The 22,185-nt window shown below is 75.4% G+C and carries 18 protein-coding genes and 1 riboswitch; of the genes, 11 read left to right on the top strand and 7 right to left on the bottom strand.

Features of this window, described 5'->3' with window-relative positions:
- Positions 1–81: 81 nt before the first annotated feature.
- Positions 82–2,550: a DUF5682 family protein gene (locus tag BMY40_RS19830; protein WP_425443145.1), complete on the bottom strand. Its 2,469-nt coding sequence runs from the start codon at positions 2,548–2,550 to the stop codon at positions 82–84.
- Positions 2,547–3,647: an ATP-binding protein gene (locus tag BMY40_RS19825; protein WP_093661500.1), complete on the bottom strand. Its 1,101-nt coding sequence runs from the start codon at positions 3,645–3,647 to the stop codon at positions 2,547–2,549. Before BMY40_RS19825 ends, BMY40_RS19830 begins: the two co-directional genes overlap by 4 nt.
- A 252-nt stretch (positions 3,648–3,899) precedes the next feature.
- On the opposite strand from BMY40_RS19825, the gene BMY40_RS19820 reads away from it, so the two are divergent.
- Together BMY40_RS19820 and BMY40_RS19815 are read left to right on the top strand one after the other, a co-directional pair.
- The gene (locus tag BMY40_RS19820; RefSeq protein WP_177214072.1) at positions 3,900–5,099 is read left to right on the top strand and encodes a hypothetical protein; all 1,200 of its coding nucleotides are present in this window, start codon (positions 3,900–3,902) and stop codon (positions 5,097–5,099) included.
- A complete protein-coding gene (locus tag BMY40_RS19815) occupies positions 5,096–6,721 on the top strand; it encodes a DUF5691 domain-containing protein (RefSeq protein WP_245770193.1) in 1,626 nt (541 codons plus the stop codon). The genes BMY40_RS19820 and BMY40_RS19815 overlap by 4 nt, the downstream gene beginning before the upstream one ends.
- 124 nt (positions 6,722–6,845) lie before the next feature.
- Here BMY40_RS19815 and icmB read toward each other — a convergent pair whose 3' ends face one another.
- Positions 6,846–7,256: a coenzyme B12-dependent isobutyryl CoA mutase small subunit gene (gene icmB, locus BMY40_RS19810; RefSeq protein WP_093661496.1), complete on the bottom strand. Its 411-nt coding sequence runs from the start codon at positions 7,254–7,256 to the stop codon at positions 6,846–6,848.
- A gap of 307 nt (positions 7,257–7,563) precedes the next feature.
- Here icmB and BMY40_RS19805 point away from each other — a divergent pair, with 307 nt between their 5' ends.
- Together BMY40_RS19805 and BMY40_RS19800 are read left to right on the top strand one after the other, a co-directional pair.
- A complete protein-coding gene (locus tag BMY40_RS19805) occupies positions 7,564–8,499 on the top strand; it encodes an alpha/beta hydrolase (RefSeq protein ID WP_093661495.1) in 936 nt (311 codons plus the stop codon).
- 360 nt (positions 8,500–8,859) lie between these two features.
- On the top strand, positions 8,860–10,377 hold the full coding sequence (locus BMY40_RS19800) for a M23 family metallopeptidase (RefSeq protein WP_093661742.1): 1,518 nt from the start codon (positions 8,860–8,862) through the stop codon (positions 10,375–10,377).
- Positions 10,378–10,559: 182 nt separating this feature from the next.
- Here BMY40_RS19800 and pcrA read toward each other — a convergent pair whose 3' ends face one another.
- Entirely contained in the window at positions 10,560–13,076 is a 2,517-nt protein-coding gene (gene pcrA / locus BMY40_RS19795) for a DNA helicase PcrA (protein WP_093661493.1), read from the bottom strand.
- 59 nt (positions 13,077–13,135) lie between these two features.
- On the opposite strand from pcrA, the gene BMY40_RS19790 reads away from it, so the two are divergent.
- A complete protein-coding gene (locus tag BMY40_RS19790) occupies positions 13,136–13,738 on the top strand; it encodes a DUF1707 SHOCT-like domain-containing protein (RefSeq protein WP_245770192.1) in 603 nt (200 codons plus the stop codon).
- A 175-nt stretch (positions 13,739–13,913) separates the two neighbouring features.
- Positions 13,914–14,055, top strand: a riboswitch (cyclic di-AMP (ydaO/yuaA leader).
- Positions 14,056–14,065: 10 nt separating this feature from the next.
- Positions 14,066–15,268 carry a C40 family peptidase gene (locus tag BMY40_RS19785; RefSeq protein ID WP_093661491.1) on the top strand — a complete coding sequence of 401 codons (1,203 nt, stop codon included), beginning with the start codon at positions 14,066–14,068 and terminating at the stop codon, positions 15,266–15,268.
- A gap of 75 nt (positions 15,269–15,343) precedes the next feature.
- Here BMY40_RS19785 and BMY40_RS19780 read toward each other — a convergent pair whose 3' ends face one another.
- On the bottom strand, positions 15,344–15,697 hold the full coding sequence (locus BMY40_RS19780; RefSeq protein ID WP_093661489.1) for a hypothetical protein: 354 nt from the start codon (positions 15,695–15,697) through the stop codon (positions 15,344–15,346).
- A gap of 134 nt (positions 15,698–15,831) precedes the next feature.
- On the opposite strand from BMY40_RS19780, the gene BMY40_RS19775 reads away from it, so the two are divergent.
- From BMY40_RS19775 to BMY40_RS19765, 3 genes are all read left to right on the top strand, one after another.
- The gene (locus BMY40_RS19775) at positions 15,832–16,080 is read left to right on the top strand and encodes a helix-turn-helix transcriptional regulator (protein ID WP_093661487.1); all 249 of its coding nucleotides are present in this window, start codon (positions 15,832–15,834) and stop codon (positions 16,078–16,080) included.
- A complete protein-coding gene (locus tag BMY40_RS19770) occupies positions 16,077–16,610 on the top strand; it encodes a hypothetical protein (RefSeq protein ID WP_093661485.1) in 534 nt (177 codons plus the stop codon). The genes BMY40_RS19775 and BMY40_RS19770 overlap by 4 nt, the downstream gene beginning before the upstream one ends.
- A 269-nt stretch (positions 16,611–16,879) precedes the next feature.
- Entirely contained in the window at positions 16,880–18,217 is a 1,338-nt protein-coding gene (locus BMY40_RS19765) for a hypothetical protein (protein WP_425443144.1), read from the top strand.
- Between the two features lie 107 nt (positions 18,218–18,324).
- Here the strand turns inward: BMY40_RS19765 and BMY40_RS19760 are convergent, their stop codons facing one another.
- Positions 18,325–19,155, bottom strand: coding sequence for a pectate lyase (locus BMY40_RS19760; RefSeq protein WP_093661483.1), 831 nt, complete (start codon positions 19,153–19,155; stop codon positions 18,325–18,327).
- Between the two features lie 194 nt (positions 19,156–19,349).
- On the opposite strand from BMY40_RS19760, the gene BMY40_RS19755 reads away from it, so the two are divergent.
- Complete coding sequence (locus tag BMY40_RS19755; protein WP_093661481.1) at positions 19,350–19,874, top strand: SigE family RNA polymerase sigma factor; 525 nt, start codon at positions 19,350–19,352, stop codon at positions 19,872–19,874.
- A 4-nt stretch (positions 19,875–19,878) separates the two neighbouring features.
- A complete protein-coding gene (locus BMY40_RS19750) occupies positions 19,879–20,604 on the top strand; it encodes a hypothetical protein (RefSeq protein WP_093661479.1) in 726 nt (241 codons plus the stop codon).
- Here the strand turns inward: BMY40_RS19750 and BMY40_RS19745 are convergent.
- Entirely contained in the window at positions 20,532–22,100 is a 1,569-nt protein-coding gene (locus tag BMY40_RS19745; RefSeq protein ID WP_093661737.1) for a PspC domain-containing protein, read from the bottom strand. The two genes, BMY40_RS19750 and BMY40_RS19745, sit on opposite strands and share 73 nt — an antisense overlap.
- Positions 22,101–22,185 lie beyond the last annotated feature (85 nt).

Raw genomic sequence — 22,185 nt, 5'->3', positions numbered from 1 at the left:
CCCGTGTGCGTGGCCGTATCCGGGTTCGCGTCAGTGGTCGGGTCAGTTGTCGCGTCAGTGGCCGGGTCGTTCACCGTGCGGTCACCCTCTCCCCCGCCGTGCCGTCTCGTCCGCCGCCGGCCCCGCGCCCCCCAGCAGCAGCCGCAGGGTGGGCAGTACGGCGTCGGCCCGCTCCGGGTCCGGCTCCTCCCCGAAACCGGGGACGGCCTCCCACGCAGCCACCGGACCGCCCGGCGCCCGCGCACCGCGCCGGACCAGTTCGCCGACGGTGCGCCGCACCCCCGGCCCGTACGCGGCGAACGTCCGCCGCAGCAGCGGCAGTACGCCGGTGAACGCCTCCTCCGGTATCCCCGCGAGCCAGCCGTCCACCAGGGCCAGCAGCCGCTCGTCGTGGACGAGCAGCATCCCGCCGTCCGCCACGAACCCCTCGATCCACCCCGCCGCGTCCTCCGGCGGGGCCCCCGGGGAGAGCGCCAGGCCCATCAGCCGGGCCGCCTCGTCCTCGGGGAGCCGTCCGTCGTCCAGCAGCAGCCGGGCGCAGCGGCCCCGGAGCAGCCCCGGAACCGCGGGGGGCCGGTCGCGGCCGGCGAGGGTGCGCAGCACCGACCGCCAGCGCGTGAGCAGCTCCTCCCTCCCCAGCAGGACGACCGCCCGGTGGGCGGCCTCCACATGGCCTCGCATCTCGGCCGCCCCGGCGGCGCCGAGGCCGGCGCAGGCGGGCGGCAGCCCGACGCACACCCGCTCGGCGATCCCCTCGGCGACCTCGCGCAGCGCGGCGGCGTCCGTGCCGCGCACGTCGCCGTAGCGGACGGAGCGCACCAGCGCGGGCAGGGCCTGGGCCAGGTGGCCGACGTCGGCGTCCAGGGCCGCGCGGTCGGCGAGGGCGCGCATCACCGCGGGCAGCGCCTCACCGAGCCCGGCGAGCAGGCAGCGTTCGGCCAGCTCGGTGGTCTCGGCCAGCGAGGCCGCGTCGCGGGCCAGCGCCTCGGCCCTGGCGCAGGACGCGGCGGCCACGGTGGTGCCCCACACCCCGGCCTCGGCGATCCGCACCGACAGCTCCGGCCGCCAGTGCAGCCGCCAGGTTTCGCGGAAGGTGCCCGTGCCGCCGGTGCGGGTGCGCACCGGCTCGCCCCAGTCGACGCCGAGCAGCCGCAGCCGGTGCAGCAGCCTGCTGCGCGCCGCGGCGTTCGCCTCGCGCAGGTCGAGGCCGAGTTCGCGCTCGCGCGCCTCGGGCCTGAGGCGCAGCGACCTCTGCAGACGGGCGAGGTCGCGCTGGAGCGGAACGGCGGGGGCGTCCGGCGGCACCGTGCCGAGGGCGTCCCCGACGACCAACCGGTCGTGTACGAGGGCGAGCGGCAGATCCGAGCCGTCGCACATCACGGCCCGCACCGCGTCGACCGTCTCGCCGAGCCCCGGCAGCGGGCGCCCGCGCAGGGCCGCCAGGGCGCCGGCGAGCCGTACCGCCTCGATGACGTGCGCCGGGGACACCGAGAAAGCCGATGACGCAGTGCGGCCCTCCTCGCGCAGCAGCCGGGCGGCCTCGGCCATCCACCGCTCCACGGGCCGGTCGGGCGCGGCGAACAGATGGCCGTACCAGCCCGGCGAGGTGATGCCGGCGCCGTAGCCGCTGCGCCGTGCCAGCCGCTCGTTGGTCCACGGCACCCAGGTGATCTCCACCCTCACCTTCGGCAGGCCCCTGAGGAGCCGGCGGTCGGCGGTGGCGGTCGTCCGCGCGGTGAGGGCCGGTACGTGCCAGGCGCCGCAGACCACGGCGACCCGGTCGTCGCCGAACTCCCTGCGCGCCTCCCGCAGCCGCAGCCGCATGTGGGCCTCGCGCACCGCGTCGCGCCGCCGGCCCGCGCCGTCGGACGCGGTGCCGGGCGGGATGCCGGGCGCGGTGCCGGAGGTGCCCTCGTACGCCTCGCGCAGCGCGGTCATGGCGTCGGCGAGGGCGGCGAAGGGCGCGTACGGGTCGGCGGGGCGGCCCCCGGCGGTACGGACCGGAGTGCCGCGGTGCTCTACGGCGTCCTCCCACCAGCGCTCGGGATCGTCGTGGCCGGCCGTCTCGGCGAGCACCCGCAGCGGATCGAGGCTCGGTTCCCCGGCCTCCTCCTCCCCTTCCCGCCCTTCCTCCCGGGCGCCGCCCGCCGCGCCCGGGGCCAGCGTGTGGGCCGCGGGCAGGTCGAAGAACCGCACCGGCACCCCGTGCTCCAGCGCCCAGCGGATGGCGACCCACTCCGGGGAGAACCCGGCCAGCGGCCAGAACACGGCACGGCCCGGGTCGTCCGCCGCGTGCGCCAGCAGCGCGACCGGCGGGCGCATCTCCTCGTGCGCCGCGAGGTCCACCACCGCGTCGGCCTCCGGCGGCCCCTCCACCAGCAGCACCGCCGGCCTGTGGGCCTCCAGCGCCGCCAGGACGGCCCGTGCCGAGCCGGGGCCGTGGTGGCGCACGCCCATCAGCAGCGGCCCCGGTGGCGGCGCGGCCACCGCGGCGGTACCGGCGGCGGCTTCAGCGGTGGTGCCGGCGGCGACCGCGCCGCGCACGCTCATGCGCCCGCCTCGCGGCAGGCCCGGTAGAAGTCCTTCCAGCCCTCCCTCTCCCGGACGACCGCCTCCAGGTACTCCTGCCACACCACCCGGTCGGCGGCCGGGTCGCGGACGACCGCGCCGAGGACGCCGGCGGCCACGTCGCCCGCGCGCAGCACCCCGTCGCCGAAGTGGGCGGCCAGGGCCAGTCCTCCGGTGACCACCGAGATGGCCTCGGCCGTCGACAGGGTGCCCGAGGGCGACTTGACCCTGGTGCGGCCGTCGAGGGTGACGCCGTCGCGCAGCTCGCGGAAGACGGTGACCACCCGCCGGATCTCGTCGGCGCCGTCGGGGACGCCCGGCAGGTCCAGGGAGCGGCCGATCTGCTCCACGCGCCGGGCCACGATGTCCACCTCCTCCTCGGGTGTCCCCGGCAGCGGCAGGACGACGGTGTTGAAACGGCGGCGCAGCGCGCTGGACAGTTCGTTGACGCCCCTGTCGCGGTCGTTGGCCGTGGCGATCAGGTTGAAGCCGCGGACGGCCTGGACCTCCTCGCCCAGCTCCGGTATCGGCAGCGTCTTCTCCGACAGGATCGTGATCAGGCTGTCCTGCACATCGGCCGGGATGCGGGTCAGCTCCTCGACCCGCGCGACCGCGCCGCCGGACATGGCCCGCATGACGGGGCTGGGCACCAGGGCCCCGCGACTGGGCCCCTCGGCCAGCAGCCGCGCGTAGTTCCAGCCGTAGCGGACCGCCTCCTCGGCGGTGCCCGCCGTGCCCTGGACCAGCAGTGTGGAGTCGCCGCTGACGGCCGCCGCCAGATGCTCCGACACCCAGGTCTTGGCGGTGCCGGGCACCCCGAGCAGCAGCAGGGCCCGGTCGGTGGCCAGCGTGGCGACGGCCACCTCCACGATCCGGCGCGGGCCGACGTACTTGGGGCTGATGACCGTGCCGTCCGGCAGGGTGCCGCCGAGCAGGTAGGTGGCGACGGCCCACGGCGACAGCCTCCACCGCTCCGGGCGCGGCCGGTCGTCCGCCGCGGCCAGGGCGTCCAGCTCCTCGGCGAAGGCCTCCTCGGCGTGGGGCCGCAGAGCGGCCGGTGCGCTGGTGGTGGCGGTCACGTTTCCCCCTCGCAGGCGGCTTTCGCGTGTCGGTCCCACGATGCACGGGGCCACTGACAATCCCCGCGGCGATCCCGTGGCCGCCCTTCCCACCTGCGCGGACACCGTTCGGAGGGGGATTGTCAGTGGCGGCTCGTACGGTCGTTCGCATGGTTCACCGCACAGAGAGCGAGCTTGTGTTTCCGGTCGGTGAGAGCTGCGGCATCGGTGGCGACGACAACCACGCGTCCGTACGGGGAGAGCGAGGGGCACATGAGCACAGGAGGATCGCGGCGGCCTGCGGAGCGGCGTCAGGCTCCGGCGCCTGACGCCGGGTGCACGGGAGCGGGGGCCGGCCGGCCGTGTGCCGGGGGATCCGGGGAGCCCGGAGGGGCCGGGGGGAGGGAGGCCGCCGCCCGCGCCGGGGAGCGGGCGGCGGCCCCGGCCGGCCCGGAGGCGGCGCGGCGGCGGGCCGAGCGGCGGGCCGAGCGGATCTCGGCGGGCGCCACCGAACTGGAGCAGCGGCTGGCGGACCTGCTGCGCGGCGGTCTGGCGGACATGGAGGGGCCGGCGGGGGAGGCGGGCCGCGGTGTCTGGGAGGAGACGGCCGCCCGCATGGTGGACGCCCAGGCGCCGGGGCTGGCCGCCCGGGTGCGGGAGCTGGGGACCGTCCCCGGCTCCGGCCCCGGCTGGCCGTCCCGTCTGCTGGAGGAGTGCGCCCTGCTGCATCTGCTCGACCAGGGGTTCCTGAACATCGGCGGGCTGCCGGATCCGCTGGCGGCGACCGTGCGGTCCCGGGTGGGGATCACCACAGAGGCGGCCGGGGTCCTGGCCGACCGCGACGCGCTGGTGCGCGACCACTGGCTGGTGCTGGGCCGGCACGACACCGAGGAGGGGAGGGTGACGGCGCGCCGCGTCTGGCTGCACGGGCGGCGGACCGGGCGCACGGCGCTGGTGCTGTCGTTCACCGCCGGCCCGCCGCCGGAGCCGTCCCTCCCGCTGGGGGCCTCGGTGGACGCCGACCTCGCCTACTACCCCGGCGCCCCCGCGCTGCGCGCCGCTCTCGGCGAGCGGCACGCGGAGCCCGGGCCGGGCGGGCGGCCGCCGGGGGGCGGCGTGCACGACGCGCTGGCCTCCTACGGCGCCGCGCTGTGCGGCGATCCCTGGCTGGATGGCTGGCCGGCGGTCCTGGCCGGCGTGGTGCCCGTGCCGGCCGGGGAGGGCTGGCAACTGGCCGACGGGAGCGGTTTCGCGCTGCCGGTGGCGGAGACGGCGGGGGTGCGCTCCCGGATGTGGCGGCTCGCCGCCGTCTCGGGCGGTGAGCCGGTCACCGTGTTCGGCGAGTGCGGCCACCGGGGCTTCACCCCGTACACCGTCTGGCCGGGCCCGGGGGCGGTCTCGGGGGCGGGTCCTTCGGCGCGGGCTCCGGCCGTGCCGCTCACCTCGGCCGACACGCCGGGCGGTGCGTGGTGAGCTGGAGCGAGCTGGTGGGCGCCGCGCTGCTGGGCGCGGAGCGGCGCACACCGCCCGGCGGCTCGGTCGAGGCGCTGCTGGACGCCGCCGCGGTGGAGACGGTGCGGCGGCGGGCCGGGCTGCGGCCCGCCGCCGCGGCCCCCCGGCCGGAGCCCGCGCCCGGGGATCCGCGTCCGCCGCTGCCGCCGGCCGCGGCCCGGCGGCTGTCCGTACTGCTCGCCGACCGCCCCGGCGCGGGCGGCGGGCGCCGGGGCACCGCGCCCGACCTCGCCGAACTGCTGCCGCAGTGGCTGGCCGCCGCGTGCGCCCACGGCTACCGCGCCCCGGCCGAGCTGCTGCCCGCCCTGCTGGACGCGGCCCGCGCCCGCACGGATCTGCGCGCCCGGGCGCTCGACCTGGGCGGGCCGCGGGCCCTGTGGCTGGCGCGGTTCAACCCGGACTGGCGGTTCGCGCTGCGCGGCCGGTCCGGGTACGGCTCCGGCCTGCCCGCCGGGGGCGCGGGCAGGCCGGACGGCGCACCGCGGGCGGACGACGGCGCCGTACGGCGGCTGTGGGAGGAGGGCCTGTTCGCCGAGCGGTCGGCACTGCTGCTGTCCCTGCGGCGCCGTGATCCGGCGGCGGCCCGCGAGCTGCTGGCCGGCACCTGGGCCGCGGAGCGGGCCGAGGACAGGCTGATGTTCCTGGACTCGCTGCGCGAGGGCCTGTCGCCGCAGGACGAGGAGTTCCTGGAGCGCGCGCTGGCCGACCGCAGCCGCAACGTACGGGCCACCGCCGCCGAGCTGCTGTCGGCCCTGCCCTCCTCCGCGCTCGCGGCGCGGATGGCGGCCCGGGCCCGCTCCTGCGTCGCGCTGGACCGCACCGGCCGGCCGGACCGGCTGGTGGTCGAGGCGCCGTACGAGTGCGACCCGGGCATGCGCCGCGACGGCGTGGTGCCCGGGGCGCCCCCGGGCCGCGGCGAGCGGTCGTGGTGGCTGGTCCAGGTGGTGGAGGCCACGCCGCTCGACACCTGGCCGGCGCATCTGGGCGGCCGTACGCCCGCCCAGATCACGGCGCTGCCGGTCGCCGACGACTGGGAGGCGGACCTGCACGCCGCCTGGGCGCAGGCCGCCGTGCGCCAGCGGAACACCTCATGGGCGCGGGCGCTGCTGAGGAAGCCGTCCGCCCCGATGGCCGTGGCCCCGGGCGATCCGGCGAGGCTGCTGGCGGTGCTGCCGGCCCGGGAGCGGGCGGAGTGGGCGGCGGAGTTCATAGCCGCCCACGGCCTGTCCGAGGCGTTCCGGGTGCTGGGCGTCTGCGCGGTCCCCTGGGCCGAGCCACTGGGGCGGGCCGTGGTGGACGCGCTGGAGATCGCCCGGGACGCGGGCAGTTATCCGTGGAGCTTCAGCGGGGTGCTGGGCCTGGCCGAACGCTGCCTGGATCCGGGCGGGGCCGACCGCCTCGCCCCGCTGGCCGCGGTCCCGGACGAGCCGGAGGACGGCTCGCCGGGCGCGGGCGGCTACTGGGCGGAGGCGTTCCAGCGGCTGGTGGCCACGCTCCGCCTCCGCGCCACGATGCTCGCGGAGCTCGAGCCGCCGGGGGACGGCGGGCCCGCGGAGGGCCGCGCCGCCGCAGGCGGCGGGTGAGGCGCACCCGCCCCACCGCCTCGCCGGCGGGCGTGCCCGGCGCACCGCGTCCCCGGAGGACGTCCCGGGACCCGGGCCCCGGCCCGTACGCCGGCTCGTGCCCCGGCCCGTACGCCGCCCGGCGTCAGGCCGCCACGGAACGCACGTGGGAGCGCACCCACTCCACCACCTCGCCGGTGGGCGCGCCCGGGGTGAAGATCGCCGCGACGCCCTGTTCCTTGAGCGGGGGGATGTCGTCCTCGGGGATGATGCCGCCGCCGAAGACCTTGATGTCCTCGGCGTCGCGCTCCCGCAGCAGCTCCAGGACCTTGGCGAAGAGCGTGTTGTGGGCGCCGGAGAGGATGGACAGGCCGATCGCGTCGGCGTCCTCCTGGATCGCGGTGTCCACGATCTGCTCGGGCGTCTGGTGCAGGCCGGTGTAGATGACCTCCATACCGGCGTCGCGCAGCGCCCGTGCGATCACCTTGGCGCCGCGGTCGTGGCCGTCGAGACCCGGCTTGGCGATCACCACGCGGATCGGACCCGACACACCCATCACTGCCTCCCATAACGACTGCGGCCCGGCTGGTCCGCCCGACCATCTGTCAGCGGGCGGTTACCCGGTGAACGAACGTTATCGCCAGCATCCCCCACCCGGCAGTTCCGCGGTAAGGAGGGAGGGGGAAATCACACGGAGAACCGGCTGTCACGGCCGGGCCCCGGGAAGGAGCCGGCAGCGGGTCCCCGGGCGGTCCGCGACCCCGCGATCCCGCGATCCGCGCCCACTCTGCATCAGGTCCCCTCTCGGGGGGCATACGACCACATATGTCCGGCGCGTGCCACCGGGGAGGAGGTCATCGGCCATGAGGGTCACCAGGGCGCTGCCCTTCTCCTCCGGCTCGTTCCTCGGCGCCCTGCCGCTGTCCCTGATCCCCTTCGCCCCGCGTGAACTGCGGGCCGCCGCGCTGGAGGCCGCCTCCCTGGCGAGCCGCACCCTGCTCTACCCCGCGGGCATGGCGCAGGAACGCTACGCACCGGCTCCGCCGGCGGGCGGGGGCGAGGAGGACGAGCGGGTGCAACCGGGCTCTCCGCCCGGAGGGAGGCAGGGGAAGGGGCGCGCCGGCGGCGCGGAGAGCCGCGAGGGGGAGGACTGCCCGCCCGTACTGCTGCTGCACGGCTTCGTCGACAACCGCTCGGTGTTCACCCTGCTGCGCCGCTCACTGGTGCGCAACGGCTGGCGCGACATCCGCGCCTTCAACTACTCCCCTCTCACCTGCGACGTCCGCTGCGCCGCGGAGCGCCTGGCGGAGTGCGTCGAGGAGGTCTGCGGGAGCACCGGCCGCCGCATCGACGTGGTCGGCCACAGCCTGGGCGGCCTGATCGCCCGCCACTACGTCCAGCGGACGGGCGGTGACGCCCGTGTCCGCACCCTGGTGACCCTGGGCACCCCGCACTCCGGGACCCGGGTGGCGCCGCTGATGTCGGCCCATCCGATCGTGCGTCAGCTCCGGCCGGACTCCGATGTGATCGAGGAGCTGGCGGGCCCGGCGCCGGGCTGCCGCACCCGCTTCGTGGCCTTCTGGAGCGATCTGGACCAGCTCATGGTCCCCGTCGAGACCGCCCGGCTCGACCATCCCGACCTGGACTCCCGCAATGTGCGCGTGAGCGGCCTGGGGCATCTGACGCTTCCCGCGCACTGGGAGGTCGCCGCCGGGATCCGGCGGGAGCTGGCCGCGGGGGCGTCGCGCCGGGGGGAACGGGCGGAGCGGACGGGCCGGGGATCCGCCGGAGCCGCCTGACCGGTCCCGGCCGGCGGCCCTCTCCGCCGCCGCGTCCCGGAACACCCTCCCTCGCCGGCCTCACCGGTCCCGCCCGTGCCCCCACATCCCCGTATCCCGCATCCCGGTATCCGCGCATCTCCGTATCCCCGCACGGGAATTCCCGGGCTTCCGGCGCCGGTTCGGCACTTTCCGGCACTCGCTTTATTCGAACTTATTTCGAACGCGCGGCCAAGTACTGATCCGTAGTCCACCGAAAGGCGACCGAATGCCCGTTTCCCGGCCGTCCGAAACCTGCCGAAGATTGTCGCCGTCGCGTACCGCCGGGTACAGTCGCCGCACTGCTCCGCCCCTGTCGTCGAGGCGAAAGAGAAGTTGGTGGTGAACGACCGTCACCTGTCGGGAGTCTCGGCCCCCGCCGATTCCCCCGCCGACTCCTCGTACGGCTCCTACAGCTCTCCGTACGACCAGTCCGCCTACGGCTACCAGGGTTCGCAGGACACCCCGTACGGCTACGTCACCGGCACCTCCGACGCGTTCGGCACCGCGTACGGTGACGGCGACCCCCTCTTCGGGGCATTGCCGGGCGACACCTCCCAGGCCCCCGCCGACCAGCGGTTCCCCTCGGGCGACGGCTGGGCCGGGGACACCGGGCAGCACGCCGCGTACGACGGCTACTCCACCGCCTCCTGGACGCACGCCCCGGCGCAGCCCGCCGGGTCCCCGGACGGCGGCGGCCACGGCTGGACGGAGACCGGCTACGGCACGGGCGTCCACACCGACCCGGCGGTCTCCCACGAGGCCGCCTGGACGGGGGACACCGGGCAGCACGCCGCGTACGACGGCTACCCCACCGCCTCCTGGGACGACTCCGGCTCCTACCCCGCGGTGGAGTCCGAGGCCGGCGAAGGACAGGCCTACGGCGAGTACGGCCGGTACGCCGAATACTCCGAGTACGGCGCCTACTCCCCCGCCGACACGGACGGAACCGGCACCTTTCCCGCACCCGAGCCCGAACCCGGTCCCGGACCGGCCGAGTCCGCCGAGTCCACGGAGCGGCCCGGTGCCTCCGAACCCTTCGACCTCCCCGGCCCGGCCCGGCCGGAGGAGCACGAGGAGGATTCGCGGAGGTCCGGGCCGCCGGCACGTCCGGCCGGCTCGCGCCGCCGCCGCTCCGCGCGGCCGAAGCGCTCGGCGCTGCTCACCGTCGCCGTGCCGTCCGTCTGCGTCATGGGCGTGACCGCCGTGGCCGCCGCCTCCGTCAGCGGCGTCGGCGACGAGGCCGAGGACACCGCCGCCCAGGCCGCCCCCGACGCCGCCTCCGCGGTCAAGTCCGAAGCGGCCAACAGCAAGCTCGACACCCAGCTCGCCGGGCTCTCCGACGAGGCCGAGGGCTTCGCCGACCGGGCCAGCCGCACCCAGGAGCGCATCGATCTCAAGGAGCGCCAGGAGGCCGAGCGCAAGCGCAAGGAGGCCGAGGCGGCGCGCAAGGAGGCGATGCGCCCCAAGTTCGCGCTCCCCGTGGCCCAGCAGGGGCTCAGCGCGTACTACGGGCAGGCCGGCATCAACTGGATGTCGCTGCACACGGGCCTGGACTTCCCCGTCAGCTACGGCACCCCGGTCATGGCCGCCACCGACGGCACGGTCAGGACCCAGTGGAACAGCGCCTACGGCAACATGGCGATAGTGACCGCGCCCGACGGCACCGAGACCTGGTACTGCCATCTGAGCAGCACCCGGATCCGCTCCGGCTACGTCAAGGCCGGCGACACCATCGCCTACTCCGGCAACTCCGGGAACTCCACGGGTCCCCATCTGCACTTCGAGGTGCGGCCGGCCGGCGGTGCGGCCATCGACCCGCTGCCCTGGTTCCGCGCCCAGGGCCTCGACCCCACCTGATCCCGCCTCCGGCCCGGCCGGGACCGCCTCCGGCCCGGCCGGCGCACCGTCGGCCGGGTGCCGGAATTCCGGGGCCGACGCACCGTCGGCCGGGGCCGGTCGCCGTGAGCCCGGAGGTGCGGGAAGCCCCGGCTCCCGGCTCCCGGCCCCCGACTCACGCCGGCCGCGGGGTCAGGACCTCCTCAGAGCTTCTCCACCGGGGCGTACCGCAGCAGCAGCCGCTTCGGCTTCTCGCCGCCGAAGTCGATCGTCGCCTCCGCGTTGTCCCCGCTGCCCTTCACGGCCACGACCCTGCCCAGCCCGAAGCTGTCGTGCGTCACCCGGTCCCCCACCTCCAGTGCGACGACCGGGCGGTCCTTGGCCCGGCCCGTGGCGAAGCCGCTCGGACCGCGCCGCCGCGACGCCGCCGGTCCCGACGGGAACGACGACGACAGCGAGGACGACAGGGAGGACGCCGTCGACGACAGCCCTCCGGCACCGGCGCCGCTCCCCCGGCCTCCGCCCGGCGCGGCCATCGGCCCCGTGCGCTTCCACTCCAGGTACTGCTCCGGGATCTCCTCCAGGAAGCGGGAGGGCGGGTTGTAGGCGGGCTGCCCCCATGCGCTGCGCATCGCCGAGCGCGTGAGGTAGAGCCGTTCGCGCGCCCGCGTGATGCCGACGTACGCCAGCCGCCGCTCCTCCTCCAGTTCCTTGGTCTTGCCCAGGGTCCGCATGTGCGGGAAGACGCCGTCCTCCATCCCCGTCAGGAAGACGACCGGGAACTCCAGGCCCTTGGCGGTGTGCAGCGTCATCAGCGTCACCACGCCCGAGCCCTCGGTGTCCTCGTCCGGGATCTGGTCGGAGTCGGCGACGAGGGCCACCTGCTCCAGGAACTCCGCGAGCGTGCCCGGGTTCTCGCCGCGCTCCTGCTCGAACTCCAGCGCCACGGCGGCCAGTTCCTGGAGGTTCTCCACGCGGGTCTCGTCCTGCGGATCGGTGGACGCCTGAAGCTCCGCCAGGTAGCCGGTGCGCTCCAGCACCGCCTCCAGTACGGTCGCCGGCCCGGCGCCGGACTCCACGACCGTCCGCAGGTCGTCCATCAGCGCGTTGAAGCGCTTGACGGCGTTGGCCGAGCGGGCCGCCATGCCGTACGCCTCGTCGACGCGGCGCAGCGCCTGCGGGAAGGTGATCTTCTCGCGCAGCGCCAGCGCCTCGACCATCGCCTCGGCCCGGTCGCCGATGCCCCGCTTGGGGACGTTGAGGATGCGGCGCAGCGGCACGGCGTCCTCGGGGTTGGCCAGCACCCGCAGGTACGCCAGGACGTCGCGGACCTCCTTGCGCTCGTAGAAGCGCACTCCGCCGACGACCTTGTACGGCAGGCCGACCCGGATGAAGACCTCCTCGAAGACACGGGACTGGGCGTTGGTGCGGTAGAAGACGGCGACGTCGCCCGCCTTCGCCTCGCCCGCGTCCGTCAGCCGGTCGATCTCCTCGGCGACGAACTGCGCCTCGTCGTGCTCGGTGTCGGCCACGTAGCCCGTGATGCGGGCCCCGGACCCGGCGTCGGTCCACAGGTTCTTCGGGCGGCGGTTCTCGTTCCGCTCGATGACGGCGTTGGCGGCCGAGAGGATGGTCTGGGTGGAGCGGTAGTTCTGCTCCAGCAGGATGGTGGTCGCGTCCGGGTAGTCCTCCTCGAACTGGAGGATGTTGCGGATGGTGGCGCCGCGGAAGGCGTAGATCGACTGGTCGGCGTCGCCCACCACGCACAGCTCGGCGCGCCCGCCACCGGTCGCGCCCCCCTCGTCGCCGTCCACTCCCACCAGCTCCCTGATCAGGGTGTACTGGGCGTGGTTGGTGTCCTGGTACTCGTCGACCAGCACATGGCGGAAGCGGCGGCGGTAGTGCTCGGCGACGTCGGGGAACGCCTGGAGCAGGTGGACCGTCGTCATGATGATGTCGTCGAAGTCCAGGGCGTTGGCCTCGCGCAGCCGCGCCTGGTACATCGCGTACGCCTGGGCCAGCGTCTTCTCGAAGCCGTCCGAGGCCCTGGCCGCGAAGTCCTCCTCGTCGACCAGTTCGTTCTTCAGGTTCGACACCTGCGCGCTGAACGACTTGGGCGGGAACCGCTTGGGGTCCAGGTCCAGGTCCCGGCAGACCAGCGCCATCAGACGGCGGGAGTCGGCGGCGTCGTAGATCGAGAAGCTGGAGGTGAAGCCGAGCTTCTTGCTCTCGCGCCGCAGGATGCGCACGCACGCGCTGTGGAACGTGGAGACCCACATCGACTGGGCGCGCGGGCCGACCAGCTCCGCCACGCGCTCCTTCATCTCGCCCGCGGCCTTGTTGGTGAAGGTGATCGCGAGGATCTCCCCGGGGTGGACGCCGCGTGCGCCCAGCAGGTGCGCGATGCGGTGGGTGAGCACCCGCGTCTTGCCGGACCCGGCGCCCGCGACGATCAGCAGGGGCGAGCCGGTGTGCACCACGGCCGCGCGCTGCTGGTCGTTGAGCCCCTCCAGCAGGGCGGCCGGATCGACGACGGGACGGGCCGCGCCGTTGCCGTAGTGGGCGTCGCGCGCCCCGCCTCCGCCGAAGGCGCCCGCGAAGAGGTCGTCGGGGACGTCGTCCTCCGGCGGCGCGGACGCCTCCTCCGGCGGGGGCGGCGGCTCCTCGTCCCCGGAGGGCTCGAGGTCGGCCAGGAAGCTGTCGTCGAAGAGGCTGCTCATCGCCGTCGAGTCTAGGACGCCGCGTCCGCGGCCGGGGCGGCCCTCCTAAGATGGCGGGCATGACCGACGCCCCCGCGCCCCGTCCCCGTCCCGGCTCGGAGCTGCGCGCCGGGCACACCGACCGCGAGGCGGTGGCCGAGCGGCTGCGCGAGGCCGCCGGCGACGGCCGCATCGACCTCGAGGAGCTGGACGAGCGGCTGGAGAAGGCGTTCGCCGCCAAGACCTACGGCGAGCTGGAGGCACTGGTCGCGGACCTGCCCGGCCAGGACGCGGCGGGCCTGGCCCCGAGCGCTCAGGAGCCGCTGGCGCTGAGGACGGTCGCCGGTGACATCCGGCAGGACGGCCACTGGGTGGTGCCGGAGCGGATCACCGCCAAGACCACGCTGGGGCGGATCGTGATCGACTTCACCCGGGCGGAGTGCCGCCACCGCGAGGTCCGTCTGGAACTCGACGCGGGAATGGGCGAGATCAGGGTCGTCGTGCCGCGCGGCTGGACGGTGCGGGCCGAGGGGGTGACCTCCGGAATGGGCTCCGTCCGGAACCGGGCCACCGAACCGCCCGTGCCCGGGATGCCGGTGCTGCGGATCAGCGGCGGCTCCAAGGTGGGGACGATCGTCGTGCGCCACCCGTACCGCTGGCCCGGGCGCCGCTCCCGCGACTGAGCGCCGCCGCCCCCGGAGCGGCCGGGCCGACGGCGGGACCCGAAACGGACGATAACCGACCGATAACGAATCGGTTTCGGGATATACCGAACACCAGCCTTCACAGGAGCCCCACTGGTGCTCTACGGTCCAGCGTCAGGCGGCCCGGACCCCTCGCCGGCGACAGCGTCGGCACGGGCGGCCTCCGCCGAGCCCGGCCGTGCGGCCGGGGCCGGGGACCCACTCCCCACGGGGTGAATCGGGCCCGCGGGCCCGTAGGGCGGACTTCCGACGCCCGAACCCGTCAGCTAACCCGGTAGGCGGTGTTCCACGGAAGGAGCGCTCGCCTTGGCGTCGCACCGCAGACCGCGCACCCCCCTGCTGTCCCCCGCCTCCCGTCGCGGAGCGGTCGGGCTCACCACCGCGGCCATCGCCTCCGCGACCCTTCTCTCCCAGGGTCCCGCCCAGGCCGCGCCCGAGGACGACAGGCCCTCGATCGAGGAGGTCCGCAAGCGGGTGGACGCGCTGTACCGGGAGGCGGGCAGCGCGACGCAGAAGTACAACGCGGCCAAGGAGAAGGCGGACGAGCAGCGCGAGGAGGTCGACCGGCTCCTCGACGAGGCCGCCGAGCGCGCGGACAGGCTCAACGACGCCCGCCGGAAGCTGGGCGGCTACGCCACCGCGCAGTACCGCAGCGGAGGGGTCTCCGACACCGCGGTGCTGCTCCTGTCCGACGACCCCCAGGACTTCTTCGGCCGCAAGCACCTGATGGACCGGATCACCGACCGCCAGCGGCAGGCCGTCGACGACTACCGGGACGAGCAGCGCGCGGCTCGGAAGAAGCGCTCGGAGGCGTCGGCGAGCCTGGCCGAACTCACCGACGCCCAGAAGGAGCTGGCGGACAGCAGGAAGACCGTCCAGGGCAAGCTGGCGCAGGCCCGGAAGCTGCTGTCGGAGCTGACCGCCGAGGAGAAGGCGCGCCTGGCCGCGCAGGAGCGCAGGCGGCAGGAGGAGGCCCGCCGCAAGGCGGCCGCAGCCGCCGCCGAGCGCGAGAGGCAGCAGGCCGAGGCCGAGGCCGCCGCCGAGCGCGAGAAGCGGGACGAGACGCCGGCGGACAGCGGCACGGACACCGGCGGCGGCACGGGCGCGGACACCGGCGGCACGGACACCGGAACCGGCGGCACCGCGGACGACTCGTACGCCGTGAAGGCCCAGAAGGTGCTCGCCTTCGCCGAGGCCCAGCTCGGCAAGCCGTACGTCTGGGGCGCCACCGGCCCCAACTCCTACGACTGCTCGGGGCTGACCCAGGCCGCCTGGCTCAGCGCGGGCGTCTCACTGCCGCGCACCACCTACGACCAGGTGAACGCGGGCACCCGGATCGCCAAGGCCGACATGCGGCCGGGGGACCTGGTCTTCTTCTACGACGACATCAGCCACGTCGGCATCTACGCGGGCGGCGGCCAGATGATCCACGCGCCGAAGCCGGGCGCCGAGGTGCGCTACGAGTCCGTCGACCACATGCCCTTCCACAGCGCGGTCCGGCCGGCCTGAGACGGGACGGCGGGCGGGCGGCCGGCCGTGCCTTTGCACCGCCGCCCGCCCGCCGCCGGCCGTCCGCGTGGCCGCCTAGGTCCACATGACGGCGATGAAGATGTTGGCGACGGTGAGCAGGCCGATGGTGCCGAACAGCGGCGCGGGCAGCCGCTCCTCGTCCCGCTTGACGTAGACCAGGCCGAGGATCACCACCAGCAGGGCGAGCTTCACACCGATCTTGACGTGGTTGACGGTCTGGCCGTCCGCCTCGTTCAGGCCCACCAGGGCCACACCCGTCACCAGCATGGTGAGGGCTCCGTGCAGCATCGCCGGGACGATGCGGGCCTCGCCGGCACCCATGGCCTTCATCTGGGTCATGAAGCCGCCGAGCAGGGCGCTGATGCCGACGATGTGCAGGCCGACGAAGAAGTGGGTGAGTGCCTCCATGGCACGCGAGCGTATCCGGGGGCCTCCCCACCCCCGTCGGCCAGGGCGCTCTTCCGCCCCTCCGTCCGGTTCCCGCAGCCTCCTCCCTCGCCGCCTTGTTGCCAGCACACTCAAATATGTAGTACTTCTTATACATGAGCGAGCAGGTGCACAACAGGCTGGCCATGGTGCGGGCGGAGCGGAAGGTCTCCCGCCGACGCCTGGCGGAAGCGGTCGGCGCCCATTACCAGACCATCGGCTACATCGAACGCGGCGACTACAACCCGAGTCTCGACCTGGCTCTGCGGATCGCCGCCTTCTTCGAGCTGCCCGTCGAGGCGCTGTTCTCCCTGGAGCCCTTCCGCCCGCTCACCGACGAGGTCTACGGGAGGAAACCGGTATGAAGACCACCACGCGCCACGACCGGCGCATGCTGCGGCTGATGAACGACCCGCGCCACCGGCGCCTCCACGCCACCCGTGCGCGCCGGCGCGGCCTCGTCGCCGCGCACGTCGCCCTGACCGCCGCCGTACTCGCCGTCCTGGTGCCGGTGGCGGCCCCTTCGGCGGACACCGGCCCGCGCTGGGCCGCGCTCGCCGCCCTCCTCCTGCTGACGGCGGCGTGGTGCGTCGTCACCGGGGCGCTCAACCTCGCCACCCGCGGCCTGATGGAGCTGCGCGCCCGGATGCTGGACGAGCGCCAGCGCGCAGAGCGCGGGCGGGCCTTCGTCCTGGCCCACCGGACCTCCCTCCTCCTGCACCTGGCCGCGCTGCTGTGGCTGCTCCTGGCGTTCGGCGGCGAGGAGGCGGTCTCCGTCCGGACCCTGGCCGGGACCGTGCTCGTCCTGCTGGTCGCGCACTGGCTGCTGCCGCTGTGGGCGGCCGCGCTGACCGCACGCGACGAACCGGCCGACGAACCGGCCGAGGAGGACTGAACGGCCCCGTCACCCTCGGGGGTGCACCGTCCGCCGGGGCGGCTCACTCGTCCGGGTGGTGAACGCACGGCGCCCCCGGAGGCGTCCCCCCTCCGCGCCACCGCAGCGAACCGGCTCCCGCGCCCGGGAGTACGGGCCGGGCACGGGCCGGAAGCGGGCCGGGGAACATGTCCCGAACACCGCCCCGGCCCCCTCCCCGTAGGGCACAATTCCCTCCCGTTGCCGGAGAGTCGGCGGCTCGGGGAGAGCCGGGGAGAGGTGGGTCGACAGTGGCCGTGGACACGGCGCGGGGCGGCGGTACGGCGAGCGCGCCCCCGGGAGGGACGGCGAGACCGTCCGGCGCAGCGGGCGGCGCTCCGCCGGCCGGGCACGGCGGCGGCTGCGCCTGCACCGACTGCCCGCACGGGGTGCGGGAGGGCCGCCGTCGCGCGCTCGCCGAGTTCCGGCGGCGGCGCGACGAACTCGCGGCGGGCGGCGGAGTGCCCGCCGCCCTCGCCCACTCGCCCGGCGCGTCCCGCCAGTGGGTCTCCGACGAGCTGACCCAGGCGGCCCGCACCGTCGCCGAACGCACCCGCGCCGAGGCCGGTTTCCGGCTGGGCAGGCTGTGGCGGCACACCGCCGCCGCCGTCTGGGGCGCGGTCGCCCTGCTGCTGGCCGCCCAGGCCGCCACGGCGGTGCTCGGCGCGGGCTGGACGGCCGGACGCACCGCCGCGCTGGCCGCCGCGCTGGTGTGCGCGGCCGCGCTGACCGCCGCCGCCCGGCTGCACCGGGCGCGCGGCGGGGTGCTGGCACCGGTGACCGGCGAGGACGGACGGCTGTCCACCTCGCGCACGGTCGCCGCCGTCTGGGTGCTGCTGGCCTCGTACTCCGTGCTAGCCGTCGCCGCCGGCCTGGCCCTCGCGCCCGGCGCGGACGCGCGTGCCCGGCTGCTCGCCGGACTGGACCTGGGGCGCGGCGCCGGGCTGCTGACCGTCCTCGCCCTGTGCTCCGCGGTCGCCGTCACCGTGCGCCGGACCGTCGCGCTGCGGGTGCGGGCGCAGCGGCTGCAGAAGGTGCGCGCCGACCGGCCGCGCGCCGCCGACCTGCTCACCGACGACAGCGGGCGCGGCTCCTTCACGGACGTGCAGTACGTGGCGGTGTGCTCGGTGGCGGCGGTCTTCGCGGCGGTACGGCTGGCCCGCCGGCCCGGCGAACTGCCGGACCTGCCCTGGGGCCTGGCGCTGCTGGTGGCGATCTCGGCGCTGACGTACCTGGCCGGGAAGTACTCCGAGGGCGGCCGGCCCGTCATCCTGTCCGTCGTCCGCTCCCGCGAGGTGGGCGACCTGGACGCGCCCATCCGCACCGGCGACGACATCGAGATCCGCGGCTCGGGCTTCGTGCCGCCCGGCGCGGAGGCGCCGGACCTGCTGGCCCGGACGACGGTGCGCATCGGCACCGTCCACGTCCACGTGCCGCTGGTCCCGGTGGCCGGGGGCTTCGCCAACCCGGCCGACACCGTGCTGACCGTCCCCGTGCCGGTGGATGTCGAACCCGGCCGGGTCGAGGTGCAGGTGATCACCGCGGCGGGTGTGGAGACCAACCGCTACTCCATCGACGTCCTGGACTGAACCGGGCCGGCCGGACGGACCGGAGACCGCGTCCGCGCCCGCCGGGAGGGGAACCGGCGGGCGCGGACGGGCGGAGGGGATCGTTTCAGCGGCTGTTCAGCGGCGGCTCACTTGTAGGTGATGTCGGAGGCGGAGTAGAGGCAGTGCTTGCCGTCCGGACCGCTGCCGATCTTGGAGGGCTCCTTGCCGCTGCTGTTGCCCCGGTAGCGCTCGCACGGCGTGATCTTCTTCTTGGAGTCGCCGGTGATCGTGACGTTCCGCAGGGTGGCGGTGTCCCCGTAGTTGCTGTTGATGCCGACCAGCGACTTGCCGGGCGCGGTGACCGTCACACCGTCGACGACGACGTGCCGGGTGTACTGCTTGCCGCAGTTGCCGCAGGCGCGCACCAGCTTGCCGAAGTCGGCCACGTCGAAGTTCCTCACCGTCAGCGTGCCCGCGCCGTTGAACTGGAAGACCTTGTCCGAGGCCTTGCGGGCGCCGCCGCCGGTGACGGTGTACTTCGCCGAGGTCGAGGTGCCCTTGAAGGTGGCGGCGTCCTCGCCGACGTCCTCCCACCACACGTTCTGCAGGGTGCAGCTGCCCGTGCAGTGCACGCCGTCGGCGGCGGGGGCGCCGAGGATCACGTTCTTCAGGACGGCCCCGTCCTTCAGCTTGAAGACCGGGTCCTGGCCCTCGTCCTGGCCGTCGCCGCCGAGCTCGCCGCTGCCGTAGTAGCGCTTCATGCCGCCGTCGAGGGCGCCCGACACCTCGATGGTGGAGGAGACCGCCTGGGTGCCCTTGGCGGTCGGCCAGGTGGCGGCGGCGCCCGCCGACGACGTCAGCACGGCGCCGGTGGCGACCGCCGCTCCCGTCGCCACGGCGGCGGTCAGGGCCGCGACGGTACGGCGGCGGGTGAACCGCCTGCGGTGGCCGCCGCGCTGGTGGGTTCTCTGGTTCATAGGGGGTTTCCGACTCTCGTGGGGGCTTGCTTGCAGCCTCATGTCGCCGCCGGGGCCCGGGAGGTTGCCGCCGGGAGGAAAATTCTCCGCACCGGTGCGACAAGGGTCCGCGGACTTACGCAACAAGGTTTCGCAAGCGGTTACTATGCTCAGCGCCCCACGCCGGGCATGAGCACACCAAACGGAGGCTCGCCATGGTCCTGGACGACGCGTCGGCCGAGTTCCATGACTTCTTCGAGCACCACCACGCCGAACTCGCCCGCCTCGCCTACATGCTGACGGGCGAGCCGGATACGGCCGAGGACCTGGTGGCCGACGCTCTGGTCGAACTCTGGCACCGCTGGGACCGCGTGCGCCGCGCCGACCACCCGGTCGCCTACGCCCGCGGCGTCGTCGCCAACAAGGCCCGCTCCCGCATCCGCAGCGCGGTGCGCGAGCGGCGCCGCATCGCCCTGTTCCGCCTCCACCGCTCCGAGCGGGTGGACGATCCGGACGTGGCGGCCGCTGTGGACGTGCGGACGGCCCTGGCGAGGCTGTCCTTCGGCAAACGCGCCTGCGTGGTGCTCCGTCACGCCCTCGACCTCTCCGAGAAGGAGACCGCGCTCGCCCTCGGGGTGTCGGTGGGTACCGTCAAGAGCCAGACCTCCAAGGGCATGGCGGAACTGCGCCGGCTGCTGGGCACACGGGCCGCCGGCGAACTGGTGGGAAGAGAGCACTGAATCGATGGACCCCCTGCACGAACTGCTGCGGGAAGAGGCCGGCTCCTACCGGCCGGACCGGGCGCGCATGTACGCACGGGTGAGCCGCGCCGTCTCCGCCGGGCCGGACGGCGGCCCCGGCCGCTTCCGCGCCCGGGTGCGCGGCATGTCGCGGCCCCGGGTCGCCCTCGTCGCCGTGGCCTCGACCGCGGCGCTCCTGGCCGGCGCCCACACCCTCACCTCCCTGGTGCGCGAGGACGGCCCGGCGCGGGAGGTGGCCACCGCCCCGCTCCCGGCACCGCCGGACCCGGACGCCGCACAGTCCTCCCCCGCCGGACGGGTCCCGGACGCGCCGAGCAGCGGGCCCCTGCGGTCCGAGGGCGCCGTCGACCCCCACAGCAACGCCTACTGGGCGCAGAGCAACGTCACACTCACCACCCGCGAGCCCCTCACCTCGCTCGTGCTGGAGGTGCGGATCGCCCAGACCGGCGGCGTACGGCACACCGGGAGCTGGCGGACCCTGCCCGAGGCCGACTTCACCGTCACCGCCCGCGAGACCGGCGGCGCGCTGGTCTACCGCTGGACGCTGAAGGAGGGCCGGACGGTCCCCGCCGGACGCCACGTCTTCGCCGCCCAGTACGACCATGCGGCCGGTGCACGGGAGGCGGCGGGCGACGGCTACACCGCGACCGCCGCGGCGGCGGACGGCGAGTACACGGTCCGGGGTTCGTTCCGGAGCCCGTCCGGCTGACGGCCGGCCGGCGGCCGGGCGCGCGCCGCCTCACCGCCCGCGCTCCCGGTCGGCTCCTGCACCGTCCCCTTCCCCGGCTCCTCCGGCCCCTTGGAGCCGTCCCCCTCCCCGGCCGCCCCGTCCGGCCCATGCTGCACGATCACGACCTCGCCCACCCCGACGCGGACGGTCAGCCGCAGCGTGCCCCCCGGGCCGCCGTCCTCGGCCGGGGGCAGTGTGCGCCGCTCGGCGATTCCGATCCCGCCGCCCTGCGCGCTCCCCCAGCCGCCGTCCCCGGGCAGTCCGGCGAGCCGGTAGCCGCCGACGCCCACGTCGACGGTCAGCTCCACCTCGACGTCGTGGGGGACCGTGATCCGCGCCTCGCCCGCGCCCAGGTCCAGCACCGTGCTCAGCGTCCGGCCCTCGCCCGGACTCGCTTCCGACAGGTCGAGCAGGGCCGAACCGGTGCCCAGTTCGTACCGCTCCTCGACCGCGGCGGCGCTCGCCGGGCTCCACGCCCGGTCGGCCCAGTCGGTGGTGATGTCCCTCGGCAGCAGCATCGAGCCCGCCAGCAGCAGGCCGGTGCACATGATCGCGAAGAACGTCCCCCCGCCGATCCGCCCGTAGAAGACGCTGACCAGCGCGCCCAGGACGAAGACGCCCAGCGCCGAGCCGAGGCCCACGGAGAGCGCGACGCCCAGCGGCTGCGTGTGCCAGACGGCGGCGGCGCCGATCACCGCCGCGGCCAGCGCGAGCAGGAAGACCGGGCCGCCGATCGGTCTGCGCCCGCGCGGCGTACCGGACCGCTCCGGGCCGCCACCGTCCCCGTCCCCGCCCGGCGCCTCCTCCGCGTACGGGGGCGCGCTCGCGTACGGGCCGACGGACGGCTCGTCCTCCGGCCCCCACAGGTACCCGGTGTCCCGCGGCGTCTGCGGCGGCCCGTCCTTCGTCAGCGGCTCGCGCCACCATGACGGTCCGGCCGGTGCGGGCGGGGCCTGCGCCTCGGGGGGCGCGTCGGCGACGGCGTGCGCCGTCACCGGATCGGCCGGGCCCCCCTGTTCCTCCGCGGCCGCGGCGCGGCGCCGGTGCCGGGACCAGTAGGCCGCGCCCGCGACGGATCCGGCCAGCAGCACGGAGAACGTCTGCGTCCCGCCGTCCCCGCTGCCCAGCGAGTTCAGGAACAGCCCGCTGCCGACGAGCGCGCACAGCACCGCGCTCAGCGTGGTGCCCTCCACCCGGCCCGACAGCAGCCGCCGCCCCTCGTTCTCGTCCTCTCCCTCCAGCGGGACGAGCAGCCAGGCGAAGCCGTAGAAGAGCAGGCCGAGACCGCCGACGACCGACAGCACGGCCAGCGGCACGCGGAAGATCACCGGATCGAGTTCGTAGTGGCGGCCCAGGCCGCCGCACACCCCGGCGACGACCTTGTGCCGGCGGCTGCGGGTGAGCCGCGCTCCGGCCTCCGGGGCGTCCGGCGCGTCCGGTTGGGGCTCGCCGGCGGGCGGCTGGGCGTCCTTCATGGGGACCATGGTGGCGTGCCGCCCGCTCCCGGACATCAGGGGGCGTCCCGGAGGCGACCCTGAGTTCTCCGGGCCGGATCAGGGA

The organism is Streptomyces radiopugnans (genome assembly GCF_900110735.1).
Classification (GTDB): Bacteria; Actinomycetota; Actinomycetes; order Streptomycetales; family Streptomycetaceae; genus Streptomyces; species Streptomyces radiopugnans.
This window is presented reverse-complemented; position numbering and strand designations above follow the sequence as displayed.

Bases quoted from the DNA above. Each gene is read 5' to 3' on its own strand.
- BMY40_RS19750 (WP_093661479.1), top strand. From the start codon at position 19,879: ATGGACCCCCTGCACGAACTGCTGCGGGAAGAGGCCGGCTCCTACCGG.
- icmB (WP_093661496.1), bottom strand. From the start codon at position 7,256: ATGGGTGTGTCGGGTCCGATCCGCGTGGTGATCGCCAAGCCGGGTCTC.
- BMY40_RS19760 (WP_093661483.1), bottom strand. From the start codon at position 19,155: ATGAACCAGAGAACCCACCAGCGCGGCGGCCACCGCAGGCGGTTCACC.
- BMY40_RS19755 (WP_093661481.1), top strand. From the start codon at position 19,350: ATGGTCCTGGACGACGCGTCGGCCGAGTTCCATGACTTCTTCGAGCAC.
- pcrA (WP_093661493.1), bottom strand. From the start codon at position 13,076: ATGAGCAGCCTCTTCGACGACAGCTTCCTGGCCGACCTCGAGCCCTCC.
- BMY40_RS19820 (WP_177214072.1), top strand. From the start codon at position 3,900: ATGAGCACAGGAGGATCGCGGCGGCCTGCGGAGCGGCGTCAGGCTCCG.
- BMY40_RS19805 (WP_093661495.1), top strand. From the start codon at position 7,564: ATGAGGGTCACCAGGGCGCTGCCCTTCTCCTCCGGCTCGTTCCTCGGC.
- BMY40_RS19790 (WP_245770192.1), top strand. From the start codon at position 13,136: ATGACCGACGCCCCCGCGCCCCGTCCCCGTCCCGGCTCGGAGCTGCGC.
- BMY40_RS19745 (WP_093661737.1), bottom strand. From the start codon at position 22,100: ATGAAGGACGCCCAGCCGCCCGCCGGCGAGCCCCAACCGGACGCGCCG.
- BMY40_RS19780 (WP_093661489.1), bottom strand. From the start codon at position 15,697: ATGGAGGCACTCACCCACTTCTTCGTCGGCCTGCACATCGTCGGCATC.
- BMY40_RS19830 (WP_425443145.1), bottom strand. From the start codon at position 2,550: ATGAGCGTGCGCGGCGCGGTCGCCGCCGGCACCACCGCTGAAGCCGCC.
- BMY40_RS19770 (WP_093661485.1), top strand. From the start codon at position 16,077: ATGAAGACCACCACGCGCCACGACCGGCGCATGCTGCGGCTGATGAAC.
- BMY40_RS19775 (WP_093661487.1), top strand. From the start codon at position 15,832: ATGAGCGAGCAGGTGCACAACAGGCTGGCCATGGTGCGGGCGGAGCGG.